This window comes from Streptomyces sp. NBC_01717, from assembly GCF_036248255.1.
Taxonomy (GTDB): Bacteria; Actinomycetota; Actinomycetes; order Streptomycetales; family Streptomycetaceae; genus Streptomyces.
Genome location: NZ_CP109178.1, coordinates 2,579,406 through 2,604,241 on the forward strand (window position 1 = coordinate 2,579,406; position 24,836 = coordinate 2,604,241).

A 24,836-nucleotide genomic window follows, 5' to 3' on the forward strand; every position below is an offset into this window, starting at 1 on the left:
GTAAGGAAGCCTATCCATGCATGCCCTGGATTCGTTTGACGTTCGGGTGGCTCAGGAACTGCCGCCCGGATCGCTGGAAGCGTTGTCAAGGCTTTCGCTTCGGCTGGCCGGGCATCCAGTGGTCGCACCCGCAGTCGTGTTCGCGGTAGCCGTAGCGCGCTGGTTCGGTGACGCCGAGGTGACTCTCGCTCTCGTGGCTCACGAGGAGAGCGCTGACGGGACGCGCGTTTCCACGGGGCCTGGCGTGTCTCTACGCGTGGACGACACCCTCGCCGGGGTGCTCCACCAAGTTTCCGGCCGCCTTGGTCTGCGTTCCAGGCCGGCGGACGCGCCTTCGGATCTGCTCGGTGACGTCGCTGGTCAGCCACTTCGCTTGCAGCTGTCCTCTGCTTCGAACGCATATGTGCTGGAGTTCGAGTTCGGGACCACGGTACCGGCGAACCGTATCGAGCTCGTCCGACGCGCGGGCTCCTTCGCCGAGCGGGAACTCGCGCGCATGTGCCGTCACTTCGTCGCCCTCGCTGCCGGCGCCTGCGCGGAGCCCGAAGTGGGACTGCTCTCGCTGTCCGCGGCGGACGCGGATGAACGGGACGAGGTGCTCGGATACGCCAACGCGGGCCCGCACCCACGGGTCGAGCCGGTTTCCTCCGTCATCGCCCGCTTCGAGGCCGCAGTCGCCCGGCGCCCCGACGCCCCTGCGGTGCGTTGCCGTGGGCGGGAACTCAGCTACGCCGAACTGGACGCGGAGAGCCGTCGGATCGCGGCATCTGTGCGAGAGGCCGGTGTCGCGACCGGGGATGTCGTCGGGCTTGTGCTGGAACGCTCGGTGGAGGCGATCGCGGCGATCATAGGCGTGCTGAGGGCCGGTTGCGCCTACCTGCCCCTCGATCCGCAGCTTCCGGCCGAACGGATCAGGCTCATCGTCGACGACGCGTCCCCGCGCCTGCTCCTCACACAGAACAGCACGACCGCGGCAGTTCGGGAGTTGTCGATCGCGCGATGTTCCGTCGATGCTCAACCCGAGTCGGCGACGCGGGCCGGGACGGAGGCCCCCGAGCCGAAGCAACCTGCTTACGTCATGTACACGTCCGGCTCTACCGGTCGTCCCAAGGGTGTCGTCGTCTCCCATGAGAATGTGGGGGCACTTCTGGACGCCGCTGCCGAGCACATCGTCTTTCGCGAGGATGACGTCTGGATGTGTTCGCACGCCCTGAACTTCGATGTCTCCGTCTTCGAGATCTGGGGTGCCTTGGCGCACGGCGGTCTCCTCGTGCTGGCGACTCGCGAACAGACAGTGGACCCGATCGCGTTCAGCCGTCTGATCGCTGAGCAGCGGATCACCGTGTTGAGTCAGACCCCGAGCTCCTTCTATCGGATGGGCCAACGCATTGCCGCCCTGGCGGATGCCGGCGAGCTGTCGCTGCGCCTGGTCCTGTTCGCCGGCGAGGGGCTCAGTTGGGGCAAGACCGTGAGTCTGCTGGCGGACCATATGCCCGAGCTCGTCTTGGTCAACATGTACGGAATCACCGAGTGCACCGTGCATGTGACGGCACTCAGCACGCCGGTGAAGGCCGCGAATCTGGTGGCAGAGGGCTCCATCGGGCGGCCGATGTCGCACGGGGCCTGCTATGTGCTGGACGACTCCGGCAACCTGTCCGCCGTGGGCGAGAGCGGCGAACTCCACGTCGGCGGCCGGGGTGTGGCGCTGGGATACGTGAACCGTCCCGAGGAGATGGAGCGGCGCTTCATACCCGACCCCTTCGCAGGGCCGGGAGCCGTCATGTACCGCAGCGGAGATCTGGCCAAGTGGACACTCGACGGTGAGCTCATCTACCTGGGGCGCCGCGACCGGCAGGTCAAGGTTCGCGGATACCGCATCGAGTGCGCCGAGGTGGAGGCGGCGCTGGCGGGCTGCCGAGGCGTCACCGGATGCACCGTCGCTCAGGCGGGTGACGAGCTCGTCGCGTTCGTCACGTGCTCTGACGGTACGGGGGACATCTCCGAGCGGCTACGGCGCGTGCTGCCGGACTACATGGTGCCGAGCCGTGTCGTCGAGGTCGACGAACTGCCGCTCACCGCCAACGGGAAGATGGACGTCGAGGCACTCAAGGCCCTGCTGCCCAGCACCGCGGCGTCGCCGCGCGGCGCGGGGCGGCTGACCGAGCAGGAGCGCAGGGTCCGGGAGAAGTGGGCATATGTTCTCGGCCACGACGAGTTCACACTCGAATCGAACTTCTTCGACGTAGGTGGACATTCCTTCGCCGCAGCCATGTTGCAGGGGCTGTTCGTCGCCGAGGGCGTGGACATCACCGTGCTCGAAATCATGCGCTATCCCACGGTCAAGACTTTCGCCGCGTTCCTGGCCGACGGACATCGATCAGCGGACGACCACGGTGTGGTGGACCGGGCACGACGGCAGCGGCAGGTGGTCATCAATCTCGCCCGCGGCACGAAGTCCTGATGGGCGAGGAAAACGGCGGCCTGAATCCGGGCGCCGTACGGACTGACGAGAGGCGGGCCTCATGAACAGCGGTAGCGTGGATCAGTTGCCGGCCGTCTGTGTCCACGAGCTCTTCGAGGACTGGGCACGCCGTGCCCCGGAGCGGGTAGCCCTCAGACACGAGGGCGCCGAGATGTCCTACGGCGAGTTGGACCGGCGGGCCAATGCGCTGGCGAGGCGGCTCATCGCCCTCGGGGCCGGTCCGGAACGCCGGGTCGCCTTCCTCCTCCGACGAGGGCCGGCGCAGATCATCACCGTTCTCGCGGTGCTCAAGGCCGGCGCGGCGTACGTGCCCCTCGACCCCGCGTATCCGGCCGAAGCCATCGACTACATGCTCGCCGACAGCGGGGCCTCGATCCTGGTCACCCAGAGCGGCGCCGAAGCGCCGGGACTCCGCTTCGACGGTGCCCGGGTCCAGCTCGACGAACTCCGGGACCCGGTCGGTCCCGCCCCAGCGGTGCGTGTCGAGATCGATCCGCTGAACCTCGCCTACATCATCTACACATCGGGCTCGACCGGGCGGCCGAAGGGGACTGCGGTCTCCCACCGGGCGATGCTTCGACTGTGGGTCGACACGAACGTAGTCCGGCTCGGCTCCGACGAGACGGTGATGCAGTACACGTCCATCTCCTTCGACGTGTCCGTCTTCGAGATCTGGGCCGCTCTCACCCAGGGAGCGAGGCTCGTGATCGCGCCCGGCGGGGCCGCGGCCCTGTCCGATCTCGGCGCCTTCATCAAGCGGGAGCGCATCTCGCTGATGTGGCTCACCGCGGGTGTCTTCCACGCCTTGGCCGACGCGGACGTCGAAGTCTTCGCAGGCGTTCGACAGCTCGTCGTCGGCGGTGACGTGGTCTCCGCTCGCCATGTCAGGGCGGTGCTCGCGCTGCCCACACCGCCGACGGTGATCAACGGCTACGGTCCCACCGAGGCCGCCACCTTCGCCACCTTCCACCCGATGCGGGAGCTCTCCCCAGAGGTGCTCTCCGTGCCCATCGGCGGCCCCGTGCGCCACACCGAGCTGCACGTTCTGGACGAGGATCTGAATCCAGTGGCTCCAGGCGACGTAGGAGAGCTCTACATCGGCGGCCCAGGGGTGGCCCGCGGCTATCTGGGCGCCCCCGCGTTGACCGCGGACCGGTTTCGCCCCAACCCGTTCTCGGGCGACGGCGGCGTGATGTACGCGACCGGAGATCTGGTCGTCATCGCGACGGACGGCTCTCTCATACTCAGGGGCCGCAACGACGACCAGGTCAAAGTCCGTGGGTTCCGGGTCGAGCTGCCCGAGGTCGAGGCGCGTCTCTGCCGAGTTGCCGGGGTGCGTGAGGCGGCGGTGCTGGCGCCGCGAAACCGAAACGGCGACTGCGTACTCGTCGGATTCCTCACCGCGTACCCCGGTCTGGAAATCAACGATGTACGGGCCGAACTGCTCACCCAGGTGCCGGCGTACATGGTGCCCACGCAGTTCCACGTCGTGTCCGAGATGCCGTTGACCGGCAACGGGAAGGTGGACAAGAAGGCCCTGCTGGCGCGGTACCGATCGCCGGCCGGCGACGCAGCGCCTGCCCCGGCCGACGCCGATCCCCTGAAGGCAGTGATCCTCCGGCACGTCGCACACGAGCTCACCGAACCCGCCTCCACGGACGGGAATCTCTTCGAGTTCGGGATGGACTCCATCAGCGCGGTTCGCATCACGCTGCGGTTGCGGCACGAGCTGAACCTCGACATCCCGGCGGCGATGATCTTCAACCACCCGACGGTCGAGGGGCTCGCTCTGGCACTGCGTGGTCTGAACGGGGAGGCGGTGGCCCTCCCCGACGACTCGGAGGACGACACGCCGTGTCCGCTGTCGCCCGGGCAGCAGCGACTCTGGCTATTGGACCGGGCTGCGCCTGGTTCCGTCATGTACAACGTCTCCGGCCACGTTCGACTGCCGGTCGCGTGCGAGGTCGAGCAGTTGGAGCGAGCACTTGTCTCCGTTGTCGAACGCCACGATGCGCTGCGCACCGTGTTCCCCATCGAGAACGGCGAACCGGTCCAGCGAGTCGTCGAGGCGAATGTCTTCCCGCTCCCCGTGTTCGACCTCGGCAGCCGCGAGCAGTCCGTTGCCGAGGCGGCGCTCGGGTCGATCGCGGTGGAGGCTGCGGCAAGGTCGTTCGACCTGGCCACCGGACCCCTCTACCGCTTCACGATGGTGCGCATGCCGGACGGCTCGGTCAGTCTGGTAGCCGTCTTCCACCATATCGTCGTCGATGGCTGGTCGATCTCGGTCTTCTTCCGCGACCTGCTCGTCGCGCTCGACAGCGAATGCCGAGGTGGACCGGGCCTCGGAGAGGCGCCCGGCAGCCAGTACCGGCGATTCACGGCCTGGCAGCGGCAGTTCGCGCGCTCGGAGTCAGCACGGCGGCAACTGGACTTCTGGCGCACGCACCTGGCCGGCGCGTCCATGACGGTACTCCAGCCCTCCGAGAGCGGGGCGGAGCCGCGCTCGGCCCCGCAGGCCGTCCGAATCCCCGTGCGGCTCGAGGGCAAGGTCGTTGCCGACTTGCACGCGTTGGCCCGCCGTAATCGGACGACGATGTTCGTCGTGCTGCGCGCCGCCCTCGACGTGCAGCTGGCCCGCGTGAGCGGGTCCACGGACATCTGCGTCGGAGTGCCCGTCGCGAACCGGTCCCGAGCCGAGTTCCTGGGCATCGTCGGATATCTCGGAAACGCGCTGGCGGTTCGGACGCTGCTTGATCCCGAGGCGGACTTCGAGGGCACCGTGCGCGTGGCGACGGAGGTGATGAGGCAGGCCCACGCCCACCAGGACGTGCCCTTCGAGCAAGTCATCGAGGCGATACAGCCCGAGCGAGGCGTCAGCGCGAACTCGATCGTCCAGGTGCTGTTCGCCTTCCAGAACGCGACGGACTTCATGCCACCCTTCGTCGGGTTCGGTCTGACAGAGCTGCCCGGTGAGCGCGTCGAGGCGAAGGCAGACCTCGTGCTGACCCTGATCGAACTGGAGGGGGCGCTCGAGGGGTATTTCGAGTACCGTGCCAGTGCCTTGTCGGCGGACCACGCCAACCGCCTCGCCGCGGAGTACGTCGAGCTGCTCCGAGAGGTGGCTGCCGACCCCCGCGTGAGTCTGCGTGCTCTCGGCGTGTCGGCTCGGCAGCCCACCCCCGCGAATACCGGTGCCGGCCACCGCCCGGGCCGGGATCCCGTGCCTGCCACCGTCCCCGTCGCGCGTTCTGAGCGAGCGCGACTCGAACAAGTGGTCAGCCAGGCTTGGTGCACGGCACTGGGCGTCGAGCAGGTCGACCGGAAGACGTCGTTCTTCGATCTCGGCGGCAACTCGTTCGCTCTCGCGAGGGTTCATGTCCTGCTCGAACCTCATCTCCCTGGGCTGGCACTCACCGATCTGTTCCGCCACCCGACCGTGCAGGCCATCGCCGCCGCGTGGCTCGGTGAACCGGCGCGGGAACAACGCATACCGCACACCGGGCGCCGAGTCAGGGTCCCCGATCTTCCTGTTCCGCCCCGCCCCGCGAGGAGAGACTGACGTGTCCAATGCCTACAAGATTGCCGTCATCGGGATGGCGGGCAGGTTCCCAGGAGCCCAGGATCTGACAGAGTTCACGGCCAACCTGCAAGCAGGCGTCCACTCCGTACGCCGCATTCCTGAGGACGAACTACGCTCAGGAGGCGTCAGCGAGGCACTGATCAACGACCCTCGCTACGTGCCGGCGCGAGGGACGATAGCGCAGCCCGACCACTTCGACGCGGAGTTCTTCGGCTTCACGGCGGCCGATGCGGCCGCGATGGACCCGCAGCACAGGCTGTTCTTCATGACCGCATGGCATGCGCTCGAGAACGCTGGTTACGCGGAGCCCGAGTCACGCAGGCAGACCGGCGTGTTCGGCTCGTGCAGCCCTGTCACCTATCGGCACTCCTTCGACTCGAGCAGGACGTCCGGGGCCCTGCAGGAGCTCATCGCGTCGACCGGAGACCACCTGAGCACCAGGCTCTCGTTCAAGCTCAATCTGCAGGGGCCCAGCCTCACGGTGCAGACTGCCTGCTCGAGCTCTCTGGTGGCCGTGATGATGGCAGTGCAGGCCCTGCTGCTGCAGCAGTGCGACCTCGCGCTCGCCGGCGGCTCGTCTGTGCACTTTCCCGTCGAGGGCCACTACTTCGAAGAGGGAGCGATCTTCTCGCCGGACGGCGTGTGCAGGGCTTTCGACGCCAAGGCCGCCGGCACCGTGATGGGCAACGGCGTCGGCGCGGTCCTGCTCAAGCGACTCGACGACGCGCTCGCCGACCGTGACACGATCAAAGCCGTGATATGCGGATACGGCATGAACAACGATGGTGGCGACAAGGTCGGCTACGCGGCGCCGAGCGTGTCCGGCCAGGCGAACGCGATCGCCACCGCGTTGGCTACCGCAGACCTCGAGCCCACCGACATCGGGTACGTCGAGGCGCACGGCACCGGCACCGCGCTGGGTGATCCGATCGAGGTCGCCGCATTGCGTGAAGTCTTCGACGTCAGCACCGACCGGCGCCAGTACTGCGGACTCGGCTCGCTGAAGAGCAACATCGGGCACCTCAACGAGGCGGCAGGTATCGCGAGCCTTATCAAGGTCGTGACCAGCATCGAAGCAGGGGTGATCTTCCCGAGCCTCCACGTGGAGAAGCCGAACCCGATGATCGGCTTCGAGGAGAGCAGTTTCTTCATCCCGACAGCGGCCATGCCCTGGCCGGGTCCCGGACCACGCCGGGCCGGCGTCAGCTCGTTCGGTGTCGGCGGCACAAACGTGCACCTCGTACTGGAACAGGCTCCCGCTCCCGCACCGCGGCGGCCTGTGACCGGTCAGCAGGTCTGGCCGGTGCTGGTCAGTGCGCGCAACCGTGATTCACTCACCTTGCAGTGCGCCGATCTCGCTCGCGCGTTCGACTCGGATGTCGATCTTGCTGATGCGGCCTATTCGCTGGCCGTGGGGCGTGAGATGTTCGAGTACAGATTCGCCTGTGTCGCGGGCGATTCTCGTGCCGCCGCGCGTGCGCTGGAGTCGTCGGCGCCCTTGGAACCGCGGCCCGTCGACGAGGTGATCTTCTCCTTCGGGGCCGGGACCATGCCGCCTCCGGACGCCGTGCGGGAGCTCAGCGCCTGGCATCCGAGTTTCCGGACGGCATGGCAGGAGTGCGAGGAGGCCGCGGCACCGCTGGGTCTCACGCTCGCAGTGGCGGACGGAGCGTGGGAGCCGTCCGCGGCGTGTGCGTTCCAGTACTCGCTCGCCCGACTCTGGGCGGCCCACGGGCTCTACCCCACCGGCATCGTGGGCGTGGGAGACGGTGACTACGCCGCCGCCGCGTTCACGCAGGAGATCAGCCTCGGCGAGGCGCTTCGGCGAGTCAGTGAAGGTACGTCCTTCAAGGAAACCACCGAGCCCGCGGAGCCGGGAGCGGGACTGTGGATTTCCATGACGCAGCCGCACTGGATCGGCGTACACGGACGTCGGGTCGAGACGGGCGAACCCGCATCGGGCCCGGTCCACGCCGTCGCGGCATCGCTCGCGGAAGCGTGGGCGGCGGGAGCGGAGATCCGATGGGAGCCGCTGTTCGCGCCTCTGGACTGCGGCCGTATTCCGTTGCCCGGGTACCGGTTCAAAACGGAGAGCTACTGGTCTCACACACAGCCGGAACACCCGGCCGGGCTCATGCCTGATGGGCCGTCGGCCGCGGCCTCCCTTGCCGGCCCGGTCTCCGACGAAGAAGCGGCCGAGCTGGTCGCCTCCGCCTGGGCGAAGGCCCTTGGCAAGCCCCCCGCCAGTCCCGACGAGGACTTCTACGACGCCGGTGGTGACTCGCTGGCCGCGCTTGAACTGGTTGCCACACTCGACGCCTCGCTCGGGATCGAAGTGCAGGTGGACGACATCTTCTCAGCGCCTGCTCTTGACGCCCTCACTGCCAAGATCCTGGCTCAGCTCGGCGCTTCCGGACGCTCGACGAATCGGGGGTGAGACTGTGGCTCTTCCTGTACGCGAGCTGCCCAACGGCTGGACTGTCGCCAGCGTCAATCGCAGCGAGACGGACTACCTCTACAAGGAGATCTTCGTCGATGAGACCTACCGCAGCGGACTGCGCGACCTGACGGCAGACCGGCCAGTGGTTTTCGATGTGGGCGCGAACATCGGCTTGTTCTCGCTGTACGCTGCGCAAGAATGGCCGGAGGCGCGCATCTTCGCCTTCGAACCCGCACCCGAGGTGTTCGAAGCCCTCGAGGAGAACATGCGGATCGTGGAGAATGCCTCACTCTTCCGGCTCGCTCTCGGGGAACGCGGCGAGGAGAGGGAATTCTCCTACTATCCCGGATACACGATGATGTCAGGCTTCGAGGCCGACCCCGAAGCCGATCGAGTACTGGTGGAGTCGTTCATCGAGAACCAGGTGAACAGCAGTGTCGCGGACGCGCAACGGCGGCCGGCCCTCGTGGATTCGATGGCGAAGACGCTTGACGGCAGGTTCCGGCAGGAGAAATTCCCCGTACGGGTCGAACGACTCGCCGATATCGCAACCGCCCACGGCGTGGACCGCATCGACCTGCTGAAGCTGGACGTCGAAGGATCGGAGCTTGATGTCCTACTCGGCATCAGCGCTTCGCTCTGGAAAGGGATCGGTCAGGTCGTCGCGGAGGTGGCCGATCGGGATGGCGAACTCGCAGCGGTCACGGACCTCTTCACCCGGCATGGCATGCTGACGCGGGTCGAACAGTCGTCGGAGTATGCGGGAACCGGTCTGTCCATGGTGTTCGCATGGCGGCCATAAGGCACTGAGCGTCTCAGCGTGGCCACTGCTCGTGTGACGGGCGGTGGGGGTTCCCCGTGCGCGACGGACAGGGCTCCCGTGCCGTTGAGGGAGGTATGCGGCACCTCGACTCAGCGACACGGGAGCACCGGTCTCTACACCGGCTCGACCTCCAGCACGTAGACGCGGGACAGCTCCTCGACGCGCTTCGCCACCAGTTGCGGGTCCGCCGCGGCGAGGAACACCAAGCCGGTGGTCGAGGCGGAGTGCAGCCGTGAGCTGATGACGTCCCCCACTCGCGTGGACATCCGCGCCTCGAGCACGTCCGGTACCTTCGCCAGCTCCTCGGGAGTGGAGATGCGCACGACGCGGCCGGGTCGTACCGGGAGGTCGCAGTTGGCGACGATCTCGCTCCGCAGGGGTGCCACCGGCCCGCTCACACCGGCCGAGCGGCCGAGGGCGGTGTCCATGAAGACCCGCCACAGGTCGACGCCGTACTGCATCTTCACCGCGTCGACGATTCCGCCGCCCGCCGGGCGGCAGGAGATCTCACCGATCACGAAGCCGTCGCACGTCTTGAACACCTCCATGTGCGTCACGCCGTTCGCCAGCCCCAAGGCGTCCACCGCGGCCTGGTGCAGAGCACGGATCGCTGCGACGTCCGGGGAGTCCTCGGGAAGCAGGTACGAGCCGGTGAAGTCGTCCGTGTGCCCCAGCAGCGGCATGAAGTAGCGCAGGCGACGATGAAGTCGGCTCTGGCCGCAGCCGGTACCGAGTGCCGGCTTGAGCACCACCGGCCAGCCGAGCCTGTCGGCCGCCTCGGCGGCCTGCGCCGGCGAACCGATGACCTGGTATGCGTAAGTACGTGCACCGGGTCGTGGGAGCCGGTTCCAAGGTCCGCATCGCGGTCCGGAGCGCCTACACCCGGGCCGCGTGACTCCTGCACCGTTCGGCTTGTGCAACAACCGTGCAAGACGATCTTCGAGAAGGGTTGTTTGCGCAGGTCAGAAGCCTCGTCCATGAGTTCCGCGACATTTGATTCGGCCCCAGGTAAGGACCACGTTCCCTCTGTCCTGGGCCGTCCGTGGGCCGTCGTCGGTGTCTCCGCCCTCGCGGAAGACGCCGTCGACGGCCCCCGACCGCGCACCCACCATCAGGGGCGCGGGGCCGGGAGTTGTCATGTGCGTCGGATGACCAGCACGGCCACGTCGTCGAGGTGGTCCACCGCGACCGCGGAGTCGAGGATGCGGTCGGCGGTCTCCTCGGCGTTGAGTCCGTCGTGGAGGGCCGCGCCGGCCAGTCTTCCGACTCGTTCCAGCCCGGCTTCCAACGTGAGGCCCGGTCCTTCGACCACGCCGTCGGTGACCATGACCAGCGCGCTGTCCTCGTCCAGGGTGAAGGTCTCCTCGCGGTACTCGGTGTCGGGCACGACTCCCAGGACCGGCCCGCCCGGCAGCTCGTGGATGCTGTGATTGCCGTCCTTGCCCGCGCACAGCACCGGCACATGACCGGCGCTGGCGCCGGTGACCTGTCCGTCGCGCGGATCGATATGCAGCATGGTGCAGCTGGCGAATCGTGCCGTGTCCATCGTTACGAGCAGCTCGTTGGTGCGCGTCAGCACGGTTGCGGGATCCGGTTCGTGGGCGGCGATCGCGCGCATGGAGGCGCGTACCTGTCCCATTGCTGCGGCGGCGTCCACGTCGTGCCCTTGGGCGTCACCGATCTCCATTGCGACCGTGCCGTCGGGCATCACGAAAGCGTCGTACCAGTCTCCGCCGATGTCCAGCCCGTCCCGGCTTGGTCGGTAGCGGGCGGCGACCTCCAGGCCCGCGAGGTGCTCGGGCAGTGTGGGGAGCATGGTCTTCTGCAGCGCGGTGGCCAGCTCGACACGTGCCTGTTGCAACCTGATGCGCCTAAGTGCCTGACCTGCCAGGTCGGCCAGAGTACCCATGAGGGTCATCTCGTCCAGGGACGGCCGGTATCCGCTGCCGTGGATCACCAGCCACGCCCCGAGCGGTTGATTGCCGGTCTCGCTGAGGGGGGTGATGGATGCGGTGTAGTCGGAGCCGAGTCGGCTGAGCCGCGGAAATTCGGCTCCGTGTGGCCAACGGCGGATGTAATCCTGCCGGTCGAGGATCAGCTGCGGCTTGCCGGTGCGGATCGCCTCGGGCAGGGCGCTTGGATGGTCCAGCGGCAGGCCGTGCAGGACGTCGACCTCCCACATGGCTATCCCGGCATCGGTGGAGACGTGCAGGCGGCCTTCGTCGACGAGTGCGAGCAGGGCGCCGGTGGCGCCGAAGGTTGCGGCGAGCCGGGTCAGGGCGATTTGCTGCAGCTCCTGCTCCGTGGCTGCGGTGATCAAGGCGGAGGAGAAGTCGGCGATGTCTTTGGCACGCTGTCGCTCGGCAGTCAGTGCGGCCTGCGCCTTCTCCTTGCGCTTCTCCTGTTTGGTGTCGTCGCGGACCATTCCGAAGACCCGCTCCGGGCCGCCATACCCCAACTGGATCCGACGGGTCTGGGCGGCCAGTTGGTGCCAGCCCTCGTGCTCGGGAAGGTACCGCAACCTCACCCAGGAGGACTGGGCGGAGGCCGCGTGCAGGAGCTGCCGCAGGGCCTCCCGGTCGTCAGGGTGCACTGCCGATATCACTGTGGAAAGTGAAATAGTGGTATCCGGAAAGAGCGTGGCCAGGGCGGGTGCGCCACCGAGCCACTCCAGCTGGTGCTCATGGGGTGAATACATCCACAGGCCGAGGTGGGCGGCCGTGGTGGCTATCCGGAACGGGATCATTAGGCTGGCCAGGTCGTTTCGCGCGTCCAGTGCGTGCACCCAGACCAGTTGCTCGTCACTTGCGGGATCCTTCACTTGCTGCGCCTGCATCAAGCAGGCAACGGGTGCTCCGCCTGGCCCGGGGAAGTCCAGCACCCGCATCGCGACCGTCTTCGTCCTGGCGGCGTGGGCCACGAGGCTCTCGGCCGACATCCGCTGGCTTGCGGGCCACACATCACTGAAGTCACGTCCCAGCAACTGCTCACCGAAGTCACGTCCCAGGCACTGCTCCGCCGGCCCGCCCAGCGCTGTGGCCATCGCAGCGTTGAGGCTACGGATGGCACCGTCCAGCGTCAGAAGAGCCGCCGGGTCAGCTCCTCGAAGGAGTTCGTCCGAGGCGTCCATCTGTGACCTCCCAGGCAAATACCAAAACAGCCTCTTCGGTCATTTTCGCGCATTTTGCCGCGATGTCTTGGGCGAAGGGTGTGTTTGACCGGCTGCGTCGAGTGACGACGGTAAGGGAACCCGCTGGAAACGGTGGACAGCCGCCCGTGAAGAGGTGTCGACGGGCGGTTCACCCCGTGCTGTCGGCCACCGGATAAGGGACGAACGTGCTGCTGTTCTCGTCGATCGTGAGCGGGCGGCCCAGCGGGGGTACCGCGCGCTGGGGGCAGTCGAGGCGTTCGCAGATGCGGCAGCCCATGCCGATCGGGGTGGCGGCGGAGGCATTGCCGAGGTCGAGCCCGTCGGAGTAGACCAGACGTGAGGCGTGGCGGATCTCGCAGCCCAGGCCGATGGCGAAGGTCTTGCCGGGTTCGCCCCAGCCGCCGCGGTGCCGCGTGATCGCTCGCGCGGTCCACAGATACCGCTGCCCGTCGGGCATGGCCGCCATCTGAACGTGGATGCGGCCAGGTGCCGCGAATGCCTCGTAGACGTTCCAGAGGGGGCATGTGCCGCCGGCCCTGGAGAAGTGGAAGCCGGTGGCCGACTGACGTTTCGACATGTTCCCCGCCCGGTCGACGCGGACGAACGAGAACGGCACCCCCCGCAACCTCGGGCGCTGGAGGGTGCTCAGGCGGTGGCAGACGGTCTCGTAGCCGAGCCCGAAGCGGTCGGTGAGGCGCTCGATGTCGTAGCGCACTTCCTCGGCAGCGGTGTGGAAGGCACCGTACGGAAGGATCAGGGCCGCTGCGAAGTAGTTGGCGACGCCGATGCGGGCCAAGGCGTGCGTCGGGGACCCTGGCGGGAAGTCCTCGGTTGCCAGCCGGTCGATTTCGCTGCCGTACTCGAGCAGGGCGAGCTGTGTCGCCATGCGGAACGCCTGCTGGCCCGGTCGGAGGCGACTCGACAGGTGCAGGGTGCGTGAAGCGTTGTCGTAGTGATGCAGGCGCTCGGCCGCCCGCGTCGCCGGCCGGACGCCGTGCTTCTCGGTGAGCCGCTGCGCAAGCACCCTGACGACATCTCCCGGGTGGATGCCGATGCTGTGGGCCAGCCCCTCGGCGGCAAGATCCGTGTCGTGCAGGTAGTTCTGGCGCCGGTAGAAGAACTCCCGGATCTCTTCGTGCGGTGAGCGCGGAGCCAGGAGCCGGCCGTCGCGGTCGTCGGTCTCTCCGGCAATCCGTTCGGCGAGGACCTGCCCACGGCGGCTCAAGTCGAGCAGCACCCTCGCAACAGCCGGCATCCGGGAAGCCAGTTCCGCGAGGTCGGTCGGCGAGACGCGTGCCTCGGCCACCTCGCCGGCCAGCGCCTCGCGCAGGTCGGCCACGAGTCTGCCCGTGTCGCGTTCGGAGAAGAAGCCCGGGTCGACGCCGAAGGCTTCGGTGAGCCTGAGCAGCACGGGGACCGTCAGCGGACGGGAGTCGTGCTCCATCTGGTTCAGGTAGCTGGGCGAGATACCCAGAACACGGGCCAGTTCGGCTTGACTCATACGCCGTTCCTCCCGCAGACGCCGCAGTCGCGCGCCGGCGTACGTCTTGCTCACGGCACCTCTCCCTCCGTACTCCCACCTGGTGGGCAGCCGCGGGCACCCCGGCCCCGTCACTGTCGACACCCTACGCGGAGACCCGGCTCTGCGGACCTTCGCAATCATGGCAATCAAGCAACGAAAGATGTGCAGAACTTGGCAGACGTCCCTCATTGAAGGCACTCAGTGCCAGTGTCAAAGTTGCCCTGCGGCCCGCCGAACTCCGGCGGGCGGAGCGGAATCTGGGCACGATTCGTGCCCTGATGCCGGAGATCCCGACCCTTCCGTCCGACTCGGCAACATTGCTTCCGATGCCTACCACGGAGCCGACGGGCCGCATCCTTGGAGCAGTTCGGCACCGAGTGCCAGACATTTGCATAGTTCACGAACCTACGGGAGATGGCCATGAAGCAGGCAGGGACGACGACGGCGACGGCCGAGGTACTGGCCGGCCGGTGGGCGACCGACCCGCGGTGGAAGGGGATCGAGCGCACCTACACCGCCGAGGACGTGGTCAGGCTCTCCGGCAGCGTCCGCGAGGAGCACACTCTGGCCCGGCGTGGCGCCGAGCGACTGTGGCGCCAGTTGCACGAGCAGGACTACATCCACGCGCTCGGCGCACTGACCGGTGGCCAGGCCGTGCAGCAGGTGAAGGCCGGGCTGCAGGCGATCTACCTGTCCGGCTGGCAGGTGGCCGCCGACGCCAACCAGGCGGGTCACACCTACCCCGATCAGTCGCTCTACCCGGCCAACTCGGTTCCGCAGGTGGTCCGCCGGATCAACAACGCACTGCTGCGCGCCGACCAGATCGCCACCGCCGAGGGAGGCCAGGACACCACCGACTGGCTCGCGCCGATCGTCGCCGACGCCGAGGCCGGCTTCGGCGGACCGCTCAACGCCTTCGAGCTGACCAAGGCGATGATCGCGGCCGGTGCGGCGGGCATCCACTACGAGGACCAGCTGGCCTCCGAGAAGAAGTGCGGTCACCTCGGCGGCAAGGTCCTCGTTCCCACCGCCCAGCACATCCGCACCCTCAACGCGGCACGCCTCGCCGCCGACATCGCCGACGTGCCCACCCTCATCGTGGCACGGACCGATGCGCTCGCGGCGAACCTGCTGACCAGTGACGTCGACGAGCGCGACGCGCAGTTCGTCACGGGTGAGCGCACCGCGGAAGGCTTCTACCGAGTGCAGAACGGCATGGCACCCGTCATCGCGCGCGCCCTCGCCTACGCCCCGTACTCCGACCTGATCTGGGTCGAGACGGGCACCCCGGACCTCGCACAGGCCCGCGAGTTCGCCGAAGCCGTCCATGCGCAGCACCCGAACCAGATGCTGGCCTACAACTGCTCGCCGTCCTTCAACTGGAAGGCAGCCCTGGACGACGACCAGATCGCCAAGTTCCAGCGGGAGCTGGGGGCGATGGGCTACCGCTTCCAGTTCATCACCCTGGCCGGCTTCCACTCCCTCAACCACGGGATGTTCGACCTCGCACGCGGCTACGCCGAGCACGGCATGACCGCCTATGTCGACCTCCAGGAGCGCGAGTTCGCCGCGCAGTCGCAAGGTTTCACTGCCGTCAAGCACCAGCGCGAGGTCGGGACCGGCTACTTCGACCTCGTTTCCACCGCCGTGAACCCCGCCTCCTCGACCACCGCGCTCGCCGGCTCCACGGAGGAGCAGCAGTTCCACTAGGCCTCTCGGGCTCCAGTCCGTGGGCCGGCACGCCCGTCTCCGTGCCGGCTCTCGCTCCGCTCCCCCGACCAGGAGAACCTGATGTCCACCAGCGCAGTGACACACCGCGTCCGGGTCCTCGCGGCACCCGGCGATCGCCACGAGGAGATCCTGACCCCCGCGGCCCTCGACTTCGTCGGCCGGCTCGCAGCTGCCTTCGGGGGGCGTCGCCAGGACCTCCTGAAGGAGCGCAAACGACAGGCGATCCGGCTCGCCGCCGGATCCCCTCTCGACTTTCCCCTCGCCACCGCCTCCGTCCGCTCGGACCGGTCGTGGCGCGCGGCGCCGCCCGGTCCCGGGCTGGCGGACCGCCGCGTGGAGATCACCGGCGCTCCCGACCGCGGCATGACCGTCAACGCCCTCAACTCCGGGGCGAACGTGTGGATGGCGGACTTCGAGGACGCCACCTCCCCCACCTGGCACAACATCATCGGCGGTCAGCTCAATCTGCTCGATGCCGTGGAGCGCCGGATCGACTTCCGCACCCCCGAGGGCAAGGAGTACCGGCTCGGCGACCACGTCGCGACGATCGCGGTCCGCCCGCGGGGCTGGCACCTTGCGGAGGAGCACCTGGAGTTCGACGGCGGACCCGTGCCGGCTGCACTCGTGGACTTCGGTCTGTACTTCTTTCATTGCGCACGGCGCCAGATCGATGCCGGCTCGGGCCCGTACTTCTACCTGCCCAAACTGGAGAACCGCTACGAGGCCCGTCTCTGGAACGACGTCTTCGTCCTGGCGCAGGAGCTGCTCGGCATCGACCGCGGCACGGTCCGCGCCACGGTCCTGATCGAGACGATCACCGCCGCGTTCGAGATGGAGGAGATCCTCTACGAACTGCGCGAGCACAGTTCCGGCCTCAACGCCGGACGCTGGGACTATCTCTTCAGCCTGATCAAGACGTTCGGCCACCGCACCGACTTCCTGCTGCCCGACCGGGCCACGCTGACGATGACCGCCCCGTTCATGCGCGCGTACACGGATCTGCTCGTGCGCACCTGCCACCGGCGCGGCGCCCACGCCATCGGGGGAATGGCCGCCCACGTGCCCGGCACGGACCGGGCCGCCGACGAGGTGGCGCTGACCAAGGTCCGGCTGGACAAGGAACGCGAGGCAGAGGACGGCTTCGACGGCTCGTGGGTCGCCCATCCAGGACTCGTTCCCGTCTGCCGTGAGGTCTTCGACGGCGTCCTCGGAGACTGCAGCCATCAGATCGAACGCACCCGCGAGGACGTGGAAGTGACAGCGAAGGACCTCCTGTCGGTGCGCAAGCTCAGCGGTCCGCCCACCCCGGAGGGCGTCCGTACCAACATCGCGGTGGCGTTGCGGTACTTCGACGCCTGGCTCCGCGGCAGCGGGGCGGTCGCCCTGCACGGCCTGATGGAGGATGCCGCGACAGCCGAGATCGCCCGCGTGCAGATCTGGCAATGGCTGCGGCATCGCGTGGTGGGCCGTGAGACGGTGCTGGAGCTGCTGGACGACGAGCTCGCCGCCCTGGGCGCCGAGTACCCCTGGGCAGCTCTCGACGAGGTACGGATGCTCTTCGAGCAGAACGCTCTGAGGGCTGAGCTGCCGCTCTTCTTCACCCCGGACGCCTACACGCAACACATCGTCGAGCGCACGGAGGCACGGTCATGAGCCGGGACATCCGCCGGGTCGGCGTGGTCGGCGGCGGTGGGGTGGGCACCGGCATCGCAGAGGTGTGCGCGCGGCCCGGCCTGGACATCGTCGTGTGCGAAGTGGACGCGCATTGTCCCGGAATGTGAACAGCGGCGCCTCAGGAGCGGCCTGACCTCTAGTCTGGCCGGTGCAGCTGGTTCGCCCTGTCCGCCAGGCAGGCGCGTCGCAAGAGGGAACCCGGTGGAAATCCGGGACTGCCCCGCAGCGGTGAGTGGGAACGACCGCCGTCATACGCACTGGATCCGGTCGGATCCGGGAAGCGACGGCCAGTAGGAATCTGCCTCGGCAGGTGCGCCCGCGAGTCCGAAGACCTGCCCGTTGCCCGTACGTGACCGATCGCGTGCGGATATCCCGGTGACCTCGTGGGCGGGTCGGCGTACATACCAGGTGGACGACCGCGCCGACGGCGCGAGTCCCGTCCGTCCGGTTCGTCATCCCTTCGCGCCCGTGTCCCGTCTCCGGGATCCTCAGGAGTCATCTCGCGAAGGAGATTTCCGTGACAGCCAAGACCGCAGCCGCGGCAGCACGGGCCACCGTGTACGGCTACCCCCGCCAGGGCCCGAACCGGGAACTGAAGAAGGCCGTCGAGGGCTACTGGAAGGGCCGTGTCACCGCCGACGCCCTCCGTCGGACCGCGGCGGATCTGCGCCGGTCCACCTGGCAGCAACTGGCCGACACAGGCATCCACGGGGTGCCGACCGGTGACTTCTCGTACTACGACCATGTCCTGGACACCAGCGTCATGGTCGGCGCCGTCCCTCAGCGACACCGTGCGGCCGTCGAAGCCGACGCGCTCGACGGCTACTTCGCCATGGCACGGGGCACCCAGGACGTGGCGCCGCTGGAGATGACCAAGTGGTTCGACACCAACTACCACTACCTGGTGCCTGAGTTGGGACCCGAAACGGTATTCACCACTGACTCCACCAAGCAGGTCGGGGAGCTCAAGGAGGCGATCGCTCTCGGCCTCGCCGCCCGGCCTGTACTCGTCGGTCCGGTCACTTATCTCCTGCTCGCCAAGCCGGCTCCCGGCGTGGCCGCGGACTTCGAACCGCTGACCCTCCTGGACCGGCTGCTGCCCGTCTACGCCGAGGTGCTGGCGGACCTGCGCGCGGCCGGTGCCGACTGGGTGCAGCTCGACGAGCCCGCACTGGTCCAGGACCGCTCGCCGGCCGAGCTGAACGCCGCCGCCCGTGCCTACCGCGACCTCGGTGGCCTGACCGACCGCCCCAAGCTGATCGTCGCCTCCTACTTCGACCGGCTCGGCGACGCCCTGCCCGTCCTGGCGAAAGCCCCCATCGAGGGCCTGGCCCTCGACTTCACCGGCGCCGGCGCCGCCAACCTCGACGCGCTGGCCTCGGTGGGCGGACTCACCGGCAAGCGCCTGGTCGCCGGAGTGGTCGACGGCCGCAACATCTGGATCAACGACCTCGAGAAGTCCCTGGCCACCCTGGGCGCGCTCCTCGGCCTCGCCGATCAGGTGGATGTGGCCGCCTCCTGTTCCCTCCTGCACGTACCGATCGACGCTGCGGCTGAGCGGGACATCGATCCGCAGGTCCTTCGCTGGCTCGCCTTCGCCCGGCAGAAGACGGACGAGATCGTCACCCTGGCCAAGGGCCTGGCTCAGGGCACCGACGCCATCGCCACGGAGCTCGCCGCCAATCGCGCCTACCTCGCCTCCCGCGCGATCTCCCCGATCACCCACGACCCGGCTGTAAGGTTCAGGGCCGCCGCCGTCACGGACGCCGACGGCCGCCGCTCCCAGCCGTACGAGGAACGGTCTGCTGCCCAGAGCGCCCACCTCGAACTGCCACCGCTGCCCACCACCACCATCGGATCGTTCCCGCAGACGAGCGAGCTGCGCACCGCCCGTGCCGATCTGCGCGCAGGGCGCATCGACACTGCCGCTTATGAGCAGCGCATCGAGAGCGAGATCCGCGACGTCCTCGCCTTCCAGGAGGAGGCCGGCATCGACGTCCTGGTGCACGGCGAGCCCGAACGCAACGACATGGTGCAGTACTTCGCCGAGCAGCTCACCGGCTACCTCGCCACCCAGCACGGCTGGGTCCAGTCCTACGGCACCCGCTATGTCCGCCCCCCGGTGCTCGCGGGCGACATCTCCCGGCCGGAACCGATGACGGTGCGCTGGACCTCGTACGCGAACTCCCTCACCGACCGACCCGTCAAGGGCATGCTGACCGGTCCGGTCACCATGCTCGCCTGGTCCTTCGTCCGCGACGACCAGCCGCTCGGCGATACCGCGCGCCAGGTCGCGCTCGCCCTGCGCGACGAGGTGAACGACCTGGAGTCAGCGGGCACTTCGGTCATCCAGGTCGACGAACCCGCCCTGCGCGAGACCCTTCCCCTGCGCATCGCCGACCGCCCCGCCTACCTGGACTGGGCCACGGAAGCCTTCCGCCTCACCACTGGCGGCGTACGTCCGGACACCCAGATCCACACCCACATGTGCTACGCCGAGTTCGGCGACATCGTCCAGGCCATCGACGACCTCGATGCCGACGTCATCAGCTTGGAGGCAGCCCGCTCCCACATGCAGGTCGCACGTGAACTGGCCGCCCACGGCTACCCGCGCGAGGCCGGGCCCGGCGTCTACGACATCCACTCCCCGCGCGTGCCCAGCGCCGAGGAGGCGGCCGCCCTCCTTCGGAAGGGACTTGAAGCCATCCCGGCCGGGCGCCTGTGGGTCAACCCCGACTGCGGCCTGAAGACCCGCGGCTGGCCCGAGACCCGTGCCTCGCTGGAGAACCTGGTCTCCGCCGCCCGCACGGTCCGCTCGGAACTTCCGCACTCCTGACATGAGTCGAAGGCCGAGAGGGTGTGGTGGATGCACGTCCCTCTCGGCCCCTTCCCCCGCCTTCACGCAGGGCTGTCACACCCAGCCGGCAAATCCATCGGTTCCGTACTGGAAGTTCCTCAGGTCCGTGGCGAGTGAGGTTATGGCTGCGGGATTGCGCGGGCTCTCCACCAGGTCCGCGTGAGAACAGCGTGCGGGGAACCATGAGCCCGACGAAGCCGATCGCGCCGCTCACCGCGACGACCGCCCCCGTGACGGCCGCGGAGGAGCAGCTCCTTGCGGCAGCCTCCCCGCGTCCACCCCCAGCGCGGCAGCGGTCTCGTCACCCACGGCCGCTGCCCACATCAAGGGCCGCGTCCGGAAGCCGTCGGCCGAACGATGACCTCCTCCGGACGCCTTACGGACTGAACTTCGGGACCCTGCCGACCGGGCACCCGAGTGGCAGCCCGGTTTGCGATGAAACAGGATGAATCGGAAAACCGAGGAGGTCCGCCAGTGACTGCACCGCATATCCCGTCCCGGGTTGCCGAGGCCCCCGTCCTGCCGGAACGCGGTCCCGGCCCGGTGAGGGTCACGCTGTCGATCAACGGCGCCGAGCACGCGATGGAGACCCGGGCAGGCACCGGTGTCCGACTACGCGGCCGGGCTCGTCCCACACCATGGGGCAGAACAAGACCCGGAGCAGCAAGTGATGCTACTTCTCGAACTCCCTGTCGGCGCAGCTCAGGTCCTCGTCCAGTGCCGCCGCGTTCAGCGCTGCCGCGAGTCGGTTGAGGCGGCCCTGCAGATCCGTGATCTCGTCAAGGTCGAAGCCGGTCGCCGCGGCGATCCGGCGCGGCACGGCCAGCGCCCGCTCGCGCAGCGCAGTGCCCTCGTCCGTGAGGTGGATGTGCACCGAGCGCTCGTCCCGGGTGCTGCGCTCGCGCCGTACCAGGCCCGCCGTCTCCAAGCGCTTCAGTAGTGGCGACAGCGTGCCGGAGTCGAGTCGCAGGTACTCCCCCAGCTTCTTCACCGGCAGCTCGCCGTGCTCCCAGAGCACCAGCATCACCAGGTACTGGGGATAGGTGAGTCCGAGGTCCTTGAGGAGCACGCGGTAGACGCTGCCGAAGGCACGCGACGCGGCGTTCAGGGAAAAGCAGATCTGCTGGTCGAGGCGGAGGTAGTCGGCCTCGGACGGGGCTTCGCGGCTCGGACTGGAGGTCATGGATCCCAGCATAACCCCGCATGCCATTGAGTTGTGCACAACTCAGTTGTGTGCTTTCCTGGAGTTGAGCGGCGGGCAGCGCCGCCGGAACATGAGTTTCGAGAGGAATGGTTTCCATGGAAGCGCTCTACACCGCCGTCGCCACTGCCACCCACGGTCGCGAGGGCCGCGCCGTCACCTCCGACGGCAAGCTGGATCTGCAGCTGGCCATCCCGGTGGAGATGGGCGGCAGCGGCCAGGGCACGAACCCTGAGCAGCTGTTCGCCGCCGGTTACGCCGCCTGCTTCGCCAGCGCCCTGGGACTCGTCGGCCGTCAGGCCAAGATCGACGTAAGCGACGCCGCCGTGACCGGTGAGGTCGGCATCGGCAAGCAGGGCGAGGGTTTCGGCCTCGCGGTCACGCTGCGCGTGGAGCTGCCCGAGACCGTCGACGAGGCCACCGGCCGCAAGCTGGTCGAGCAGGCTCACCAGGTCTGCCCCTACTCCAACGCGACCCGCGGCAACATCCCGGTCGAGCTCGTCATCGAGTAGCTGACCCTGGGGGCGACGGGCCGGCCTCGCCCTGAGCCGGCTCCACCCCGCTCGCACAGCGAGCGGGGTGGAGCCGGCTCTGCCGCTTGCCCTCGCAGGAGCGGGGTCAGGGTTCGATGATGAGGTCCGCGGCCGGTGCCGGGGACCTGTGTGCATGGGCGTCCGCCATTCGCATGGAGCTGGGGCCGAATGGCGTGTGCGGGGCCCGGGCAGGCCGCCTCGCCGTATCAGATAGCGGTAATGATCACGGCAGGGGAATCGCAATGACGGCCGCCGGCCCGGTTCCGACCGGGCTGCAGTCGCGCGAGAGGGAGCGGCCGGTCGCCGGTGGGGCGGAGGGCGCGGAAGCCGTACGGCCCCGGACCGGTCGCCGGCCGGCCGCACTCTGTCTTCTGCCGCTCGGACTCCTCGGTGTGGCGGTGTGGTTCGGAAGGTGGGTCCGCCCCGGGGGCGACGAGTGGTGTTTCCTGCCCGTCGTACGCGACGAAGGTCTCTCGGGGATGGTCGGCAAGTTCTATCTCGGGGACAACGGCCGGATCACGAATGCCGTACTGGTCTGGGCGTACGCGAGGTTCGGTGTCGCCGGGCACCAGTGGTTCGGGCTGGTCAGCGGGGGCGTCATGCTGGGGATCCTGTGGGCGGTGACCGTATCGGCGCTGCGCAGGGCCGGTCTCACGGCGCCGCGTGGAGTCCCGTTGTTCGTGGCGTCGATGGTGACGGCCGTCTTTCTGTTCGCGACGCCCAATACGTACAAGACGTTCTACTGGCCCGCCGCGTCCGTCTCGCACACCATGGCCCCGGTGCTCGCCTGTGCCGCGGCCTTGCCGCTGCTCCGGGCCCGGTCCCGCCGGGGGCGGCGCGTTGCGCTGGTCACGGTATTCGTGGCCGGTCTCTGCATCGGGACGCTCTCGGAGGAGACGTCCGTCGTCGCGCTCGTCGTGCTGTCGGCCGTTCTTCTGGTCCTCGCCGGGCAACGCCGTGGCTATGCACGGGGCTGGTGCCTGACGGGGATGGCGGGAACCGGGATCGGGACGCTCGTGCTCTACACGTCGCCGGGTGCCCGGATCCGGCGGGGGCGATTCGGCACGGACGGGGTGTCCTTCCTCGCGCCGGACTCGCTCCTCGGGTCCCTGCGCGGTTTCGGGCACATTCTCGGGACGCTCCTCACGACGTGGGCCTATCTGGGCGCGGTCGCGGCCGGGCTCCTGCTGGGACTCCTGATCAGGGGGCCGGGCGGGCGGCACGTCGTCCTGCCGGTGCGCCGACGGCGGTTGGCCTTCCTGGCCGTTCTCGCGTTTCTCCTCTCCGGGTACCTCTGCACGCTCGTCGCGTATCCCGTTTTCGGGGAGAGCGTGACAACCTCTACGCGGATCTGGAACGACTACCTCCTGCTGTACATCGCTGTACTCGTCGGTGCCGGTGCGCTGCTGGGACTTGCCCTGGGGCAGCGGACACGGCACACCGGTGCGGTGCAGGCGGCCGGTGCGGCGGTGTGCGTCGCCGTGTGCCTCGCACTTGCCGTCCCACTGTGGCGGCTCGAAGCGGACATGCGCGTCCGGGCTGTGAAGTGGGATCACCAGGACCGATGGATGCGGGCCCGGGTGGCGGCCGGTGACCGGGTTCTCCCGTACACGCCCGTGTCGGTCGCCGGAATGGTGGAGCCGTTCCGTCAGCACGGGCGAAGGGTCTGGCCGGCCCCTTGTGTCGCCGACTACTACCACCTGGAGCGGGTCACCTACTCGCTGCGGCTCCCCTGACGTCACCGGATGTCCTCGTGACCGCGATCATCACGGCGTCGTCGCCCAGGCGCCCGCCGACGTGGCGCAACAGGTCGTCGTGCAGGTGGCGTACCAGGGGCTCGGGGCCGGTCCCCGTCCAGGCGGCGAGCCGGTCGGCGAGGGGATAGAAGGTGCCCTTGCGGTCGCGTGCCTCGATGACGCCGTCGGTGTAGAGGAGCAGGAGGTCGCCGGGTCCGAAGTCGAATGTCTCGACCTGGTACTCGCTCTCCGAAGGGGCGCCGAGCCCCAGCGGCAGCGCGGGGTCGCTGACCTCCAGTGTCCGTACGTGCCCGGCGCGCAGGATCATCGGCGGGGGATGCCCGCAGTTCACCAGCTGAACGCTGTGATCGTCGTCGTGGACGTCGAGCACCAGCGCGGTCACGAACGACTCGTTGTAGCACGGTTCCACCTCGGCGAGCTGCGCCATGTTCCAGTACGAGGCGTTGGCGATGTGTGACACGACACCGGGCAGCGAGAGGTTCCGGTACGCCGACCCGCGGAACGCCCCCAGCACCACCGCGGCGTCCCCGAAGGCGGGGAGGCCACTGCCCCGGACGTCGCCGATCACCATGCGGGTCACGCCCGGGGCGGGCACCACCGCGTACAGGTCCCCGCCGATCTGGGCCCCCGACTCGGCCGCGATGCACACGGACGCGATGCTGAGCGGTCCGATCCGGCGGGGCAGCGGGCGGAGCAGGCCCTGCTGCGCGACGATCGCCACCGAGCGCACCCGGCCCAGTTGTCGCTCGTACCGGTCGAGCAACCCGCGGAACACCACGAGGAACACGGAGATCACGAGGACGGCGGCGATCTGCGCCTCGTGGTTCGGTGTCGAGACGCCGCCGTGCAGCGCGGCGATGACGATCTGGGCCACGACCGCCAGCGCCCCGACGGCCGCCGTCAGTCCGGGGCCGGCGAACGCGGCGGTGAGCGCGGGCGCCGCGATGAGGAACGGACCGAGGTGGATGGTCTCCGGGGTGTTGATGTCGATCAGCGCTGTCGTCGCGATGATCGCGAGCGGCACGATGAGGAGTCCATGAGTAGGGCGCCACGGAGAGGTGAAGCGGGTGACGCTGTGCCGGAAG

14 protein-coding genes, 2 pseudogenes and 1 riboswitch are annotated in these 24,836 nt (G+C 68.5%); of the genes and pseudogenes, 10 read left to right on the top strand and 6 right to left on the bottom strand.

Features of this window, described 5'->3' with window-relative positions:
• Positions 1–373: 373 nt before the first annotated feature.
• The 4 genes from OHB49_RS11770 to OHB49_RS11785 all read left to right on the top strand — a co-directional run bounded on the left by OHB49_RS11770 (position 374) and on the right by OHB49_RS11785 (position 9,304).
• Positions 374–2,461 (top strand): non-ribosomal peptide synthetase, encoded by a 2,088-nt coding sequence (locus OHB49_RS11770; RefSeq protein ID WP_329160086.1) that lies wholly within the window; start codon positions 374–376, stop codon positions 2,459–2,461.
• A 61-nt stretch (positions 2,462–2,522) separates the two neighbouring features.
• Entirely contained in the window at positions 2,523–6,041 is a 3,519-nt protein-coding gene (locus OHB49_RS11775; protein WP_329160087.1) for an amino acid adenylation domain-containing protein, read from the top strand.
• 1 nt (position 6,042) lies between these two features.
• Positions 6,043–8,499: a type I polyketide synthase gene (locus tag OHB49_RS11780; RefSeq protein WP_329160089.1), complete on the top strand. Its 2,457-nt coding sequence runs from the start codon at positions 6,043–6,045 to the stop codon at positions 8,497–8,499.
• Complete coding sequence (locus OHB49_RS11785) at positions 8,432–9,304, top strand: FkbM family methyltransferase (RefSeq protein WP_329160091.1); 873 nt, start codon at positions 8,432–8,434, stop codon at positions 9,302–9,304. Before OHB49_RS11780 ends, OHB49_RS11785 begins: the two co-directional genes overlap by 68 nt.
• Before the next feature lie 134 nt (positions 9,305–9,438).
• On the opposite strand, the gene OHB49_RS11790 is transcribed toward OHB49_RS11785, so the two are convergent.
• The 3 genes from OHB49_RS11790 to OHB49_RS11800 form a co-directional block, all read right to left on the bottom strand.
• Entirely contained in the window at positions 9,439–10,077 is a 639-nt protein-coding gene (locus OHB49_RS11790; RefSeq protein ID WP_329160092.1) for a hypothetical protein, read from the bottom strand.
• A 383-nt stretch (positions 10,078–10,460) separates the two neighbouring features.
• Positions 10,461–12,455 carry a SpoIIE family protein phosphatase gene (locus OHB49_RS11795; RefSeq protein ID WP_329160094.1) on the bottom strand — a complete coding sequence of 665 codons (1,995 nt, stop codon included), beginning with the start codon at positions 12,453–12,455 and terminating at the stop codon, positions 10,461–10,463.
• A 169-nt stretch (positions 12,456–12,624) separates the two neighbouring features.
• Complete coding sequence (locus OHB49_RS11800; RefSeq protein ID WP_329160096.1) at positions 12,625–14,031, bottom strand: short-chain fatty acyl-CoA regulator family protein; 1,407 nt, start codon at positions 14,029–14,031, stop codon at positions 12,625–12,627.
• A gap of 387 nt (positions 14,032–14,418) precedes the next feature.
• Here OHB49_RS11800 and aceA point away from each other — a divergent pair, with 387 nt between their 5' ends.
• From aceA to metE, 4 genes and pseudogenes are all read left to right on the top strand, one after another.
• The gene (aceA, locus tag OHB49_RS11805; protein WP_329160098.1) at positions 14,419–15,708 is read left to right on the top strand and encodes an isocitrate lyase; all 1,290 of its coding nucleotides are present in this window, start codon (positions 14,419–14,421) and stop codon (positions 15,706–15,708) included.
• An 81-nt stretch (positions 15,709–15,789) separates the two neighbouring features.
• A complete protein-coding gene (aceB, locus tag OHB49_RS11810) occupies positions 15,790–17,382 on the top strand; it encodes a malate synthase A (protein ID WP_329160100.1) in 1,593 nt (530 codons plus the stop codon).
• Positions 17,379–17,492, top strand: a pseudogene (locus OHB49_RS11815) (3-hydroxyacyl-CoA dehydrogenase NAD-binding domain-containing protein); the annotation flags it as partial. The gene aceB and the pseudogene OHB49_RS11815, both read left to right, overlap by 4 nt.
• A 49-nt stretch (positions 17,493–17,541) precedes the next feature.
• A riboswitch (cobalamin riboswitch) is annotated at positions 17,542–17,757 on the top strand.
• A 163-nt stretch (positions 17,758–17,920) separates the two neighbouring features.
• A complete protein-coding gene (gene metE, locus OHB49_RS11820) occupies positions 17,921–20,239 on the top strand; it encodes a 5-methyltetrahydropteroyltriglutamate--homocysteine S-methyltransferase (RefSeq protein ID WP_329160102.1) in 2,319 nt (772 codons plus the stop codon).
• A 196-nt stretch (positions 20,240–20,435) separates the two neighbouring features.
• On the opposite strand, the pseudogene OHB49_RS45830 reads toward metE, so the two are convergent.
• Positions 20,436–20,578 (bottom strand): annotated as a pseudogene (locus OHB49_RS45830) (iron chelate uptake ABC transporter family permease subunit); the annotation flags it as partial.
• Between the two features lie 355 nt (positions 20,579–20,933).
• Positions 20,934–21,443: a MarR family winged helix-turn-helix transcriptional regulator gene (locus tag OHB49_RS11825; RefSeq protein WP_329160104.1), complete on the bottom strand. Its 510-nt coding sequence runs from the start codon at positions 21,441–21,443 to the stop codon at positions 20,934–20,936.
• A 116-nt stretch (positions 21,444–21,559) separates the two neighbouring features.
• On the opposite strand from OHB49_RS11825, the gene OHB49_RS11830 reads away from it, so the two are divergent.
• The gene (locus tag OHB49_RS11830) at positions 21,560–21,973 is read left to right on the top strand and encodes an organic hydroperoxide resistance protein (protein ID WP_313939670.1); all 414 of its coding nucleotides are present in this window, start codon (positions 21,560–21,562) and stop codon (positions 21,971–21,973) included.
• Positions 21,974–22,236: 263 nt separating this feature from the next.
• Positions 22,237–23,730 (top strand): DUF6056 family protein, encoded by a 1,494-nt coding sequence (locus OHB49_RS11835; protein ID WP_329160106.1) that lies wholly within the window; start codon positions 22,237–22,239, stop codon positions 23,728–23,730.
• Here the strand turns inward: OHB49_RS11835 and OHB49_RS11840 are convergent.
• Positions 23,705–24,775 carry a PP2C family protein-serine/threonine phosphatase gene (locus tag OHB49_RS11840; RefSeq protein WP_329160108.1) on the bottom strand — a complete coding sequence of 357 codons (1,071 nt, stop codon included), beginning with the start codon at positions 24,773–24,775 and terminating at the stop codon, positions 23,705–23,707. The two genes, OHB49_RS11835 and OHB49_RS11840, sit on opposite strands and share 26 nt — an antisense overlap.
• Positions 24,776–24,836 lie beyond the last annotated feature (61 nt).

Coding starts and splice junctions, on each gene's coding strand:
- OHB49_RS11775 (WP_329160087.1), top strand. CDS start 2,523: ATGAACAGCGGTAGCGTGGATCAGTTGCCGGCCGTCTGTGTCCACGAG.
- OHB49_RS11795 (WP_329160094.1), bottom strand. CDS start 12,455: ATGGACGCCTCGGACGAACTCCTTCGAGGAGCTGACCCGGCGGCTCTT.
- aceA (WP_329160098.1), top strand. CDS start 14,419: ATGAAGCAGGCAGGGACGACGACGGCGACGGCCGAGGTACTGGCCGGC.
- aceB (WP_329160100.1), top strand. CDS start 15,790: ATGTCCACCAGCGCAGTGACACACCGCGTCCGGGTCCTCGCGGCACCC.
- OHB49_RS11825 (WP_329160104.1), bottom strand. CDS start 21,443: ATGACCTCCAGTCCGAGCCGCGAAGCCCCGTCCGAGGCCGACTACCTC.
- OHB49_RS11830 (WP_313939670.1), top strand. CDS start 21,560: ATGGAAGCGCTCTACACCGCCGTCGCCACTGCCACCCACGGTCGCGAG.
- OHB49_RS11835 (WP_329160106.1), top strand. CDS start 22,237: ATGACGGCCGCCGGCCCGGTTCCGACCGGGCTGCAGTCGCGCGAGAGG.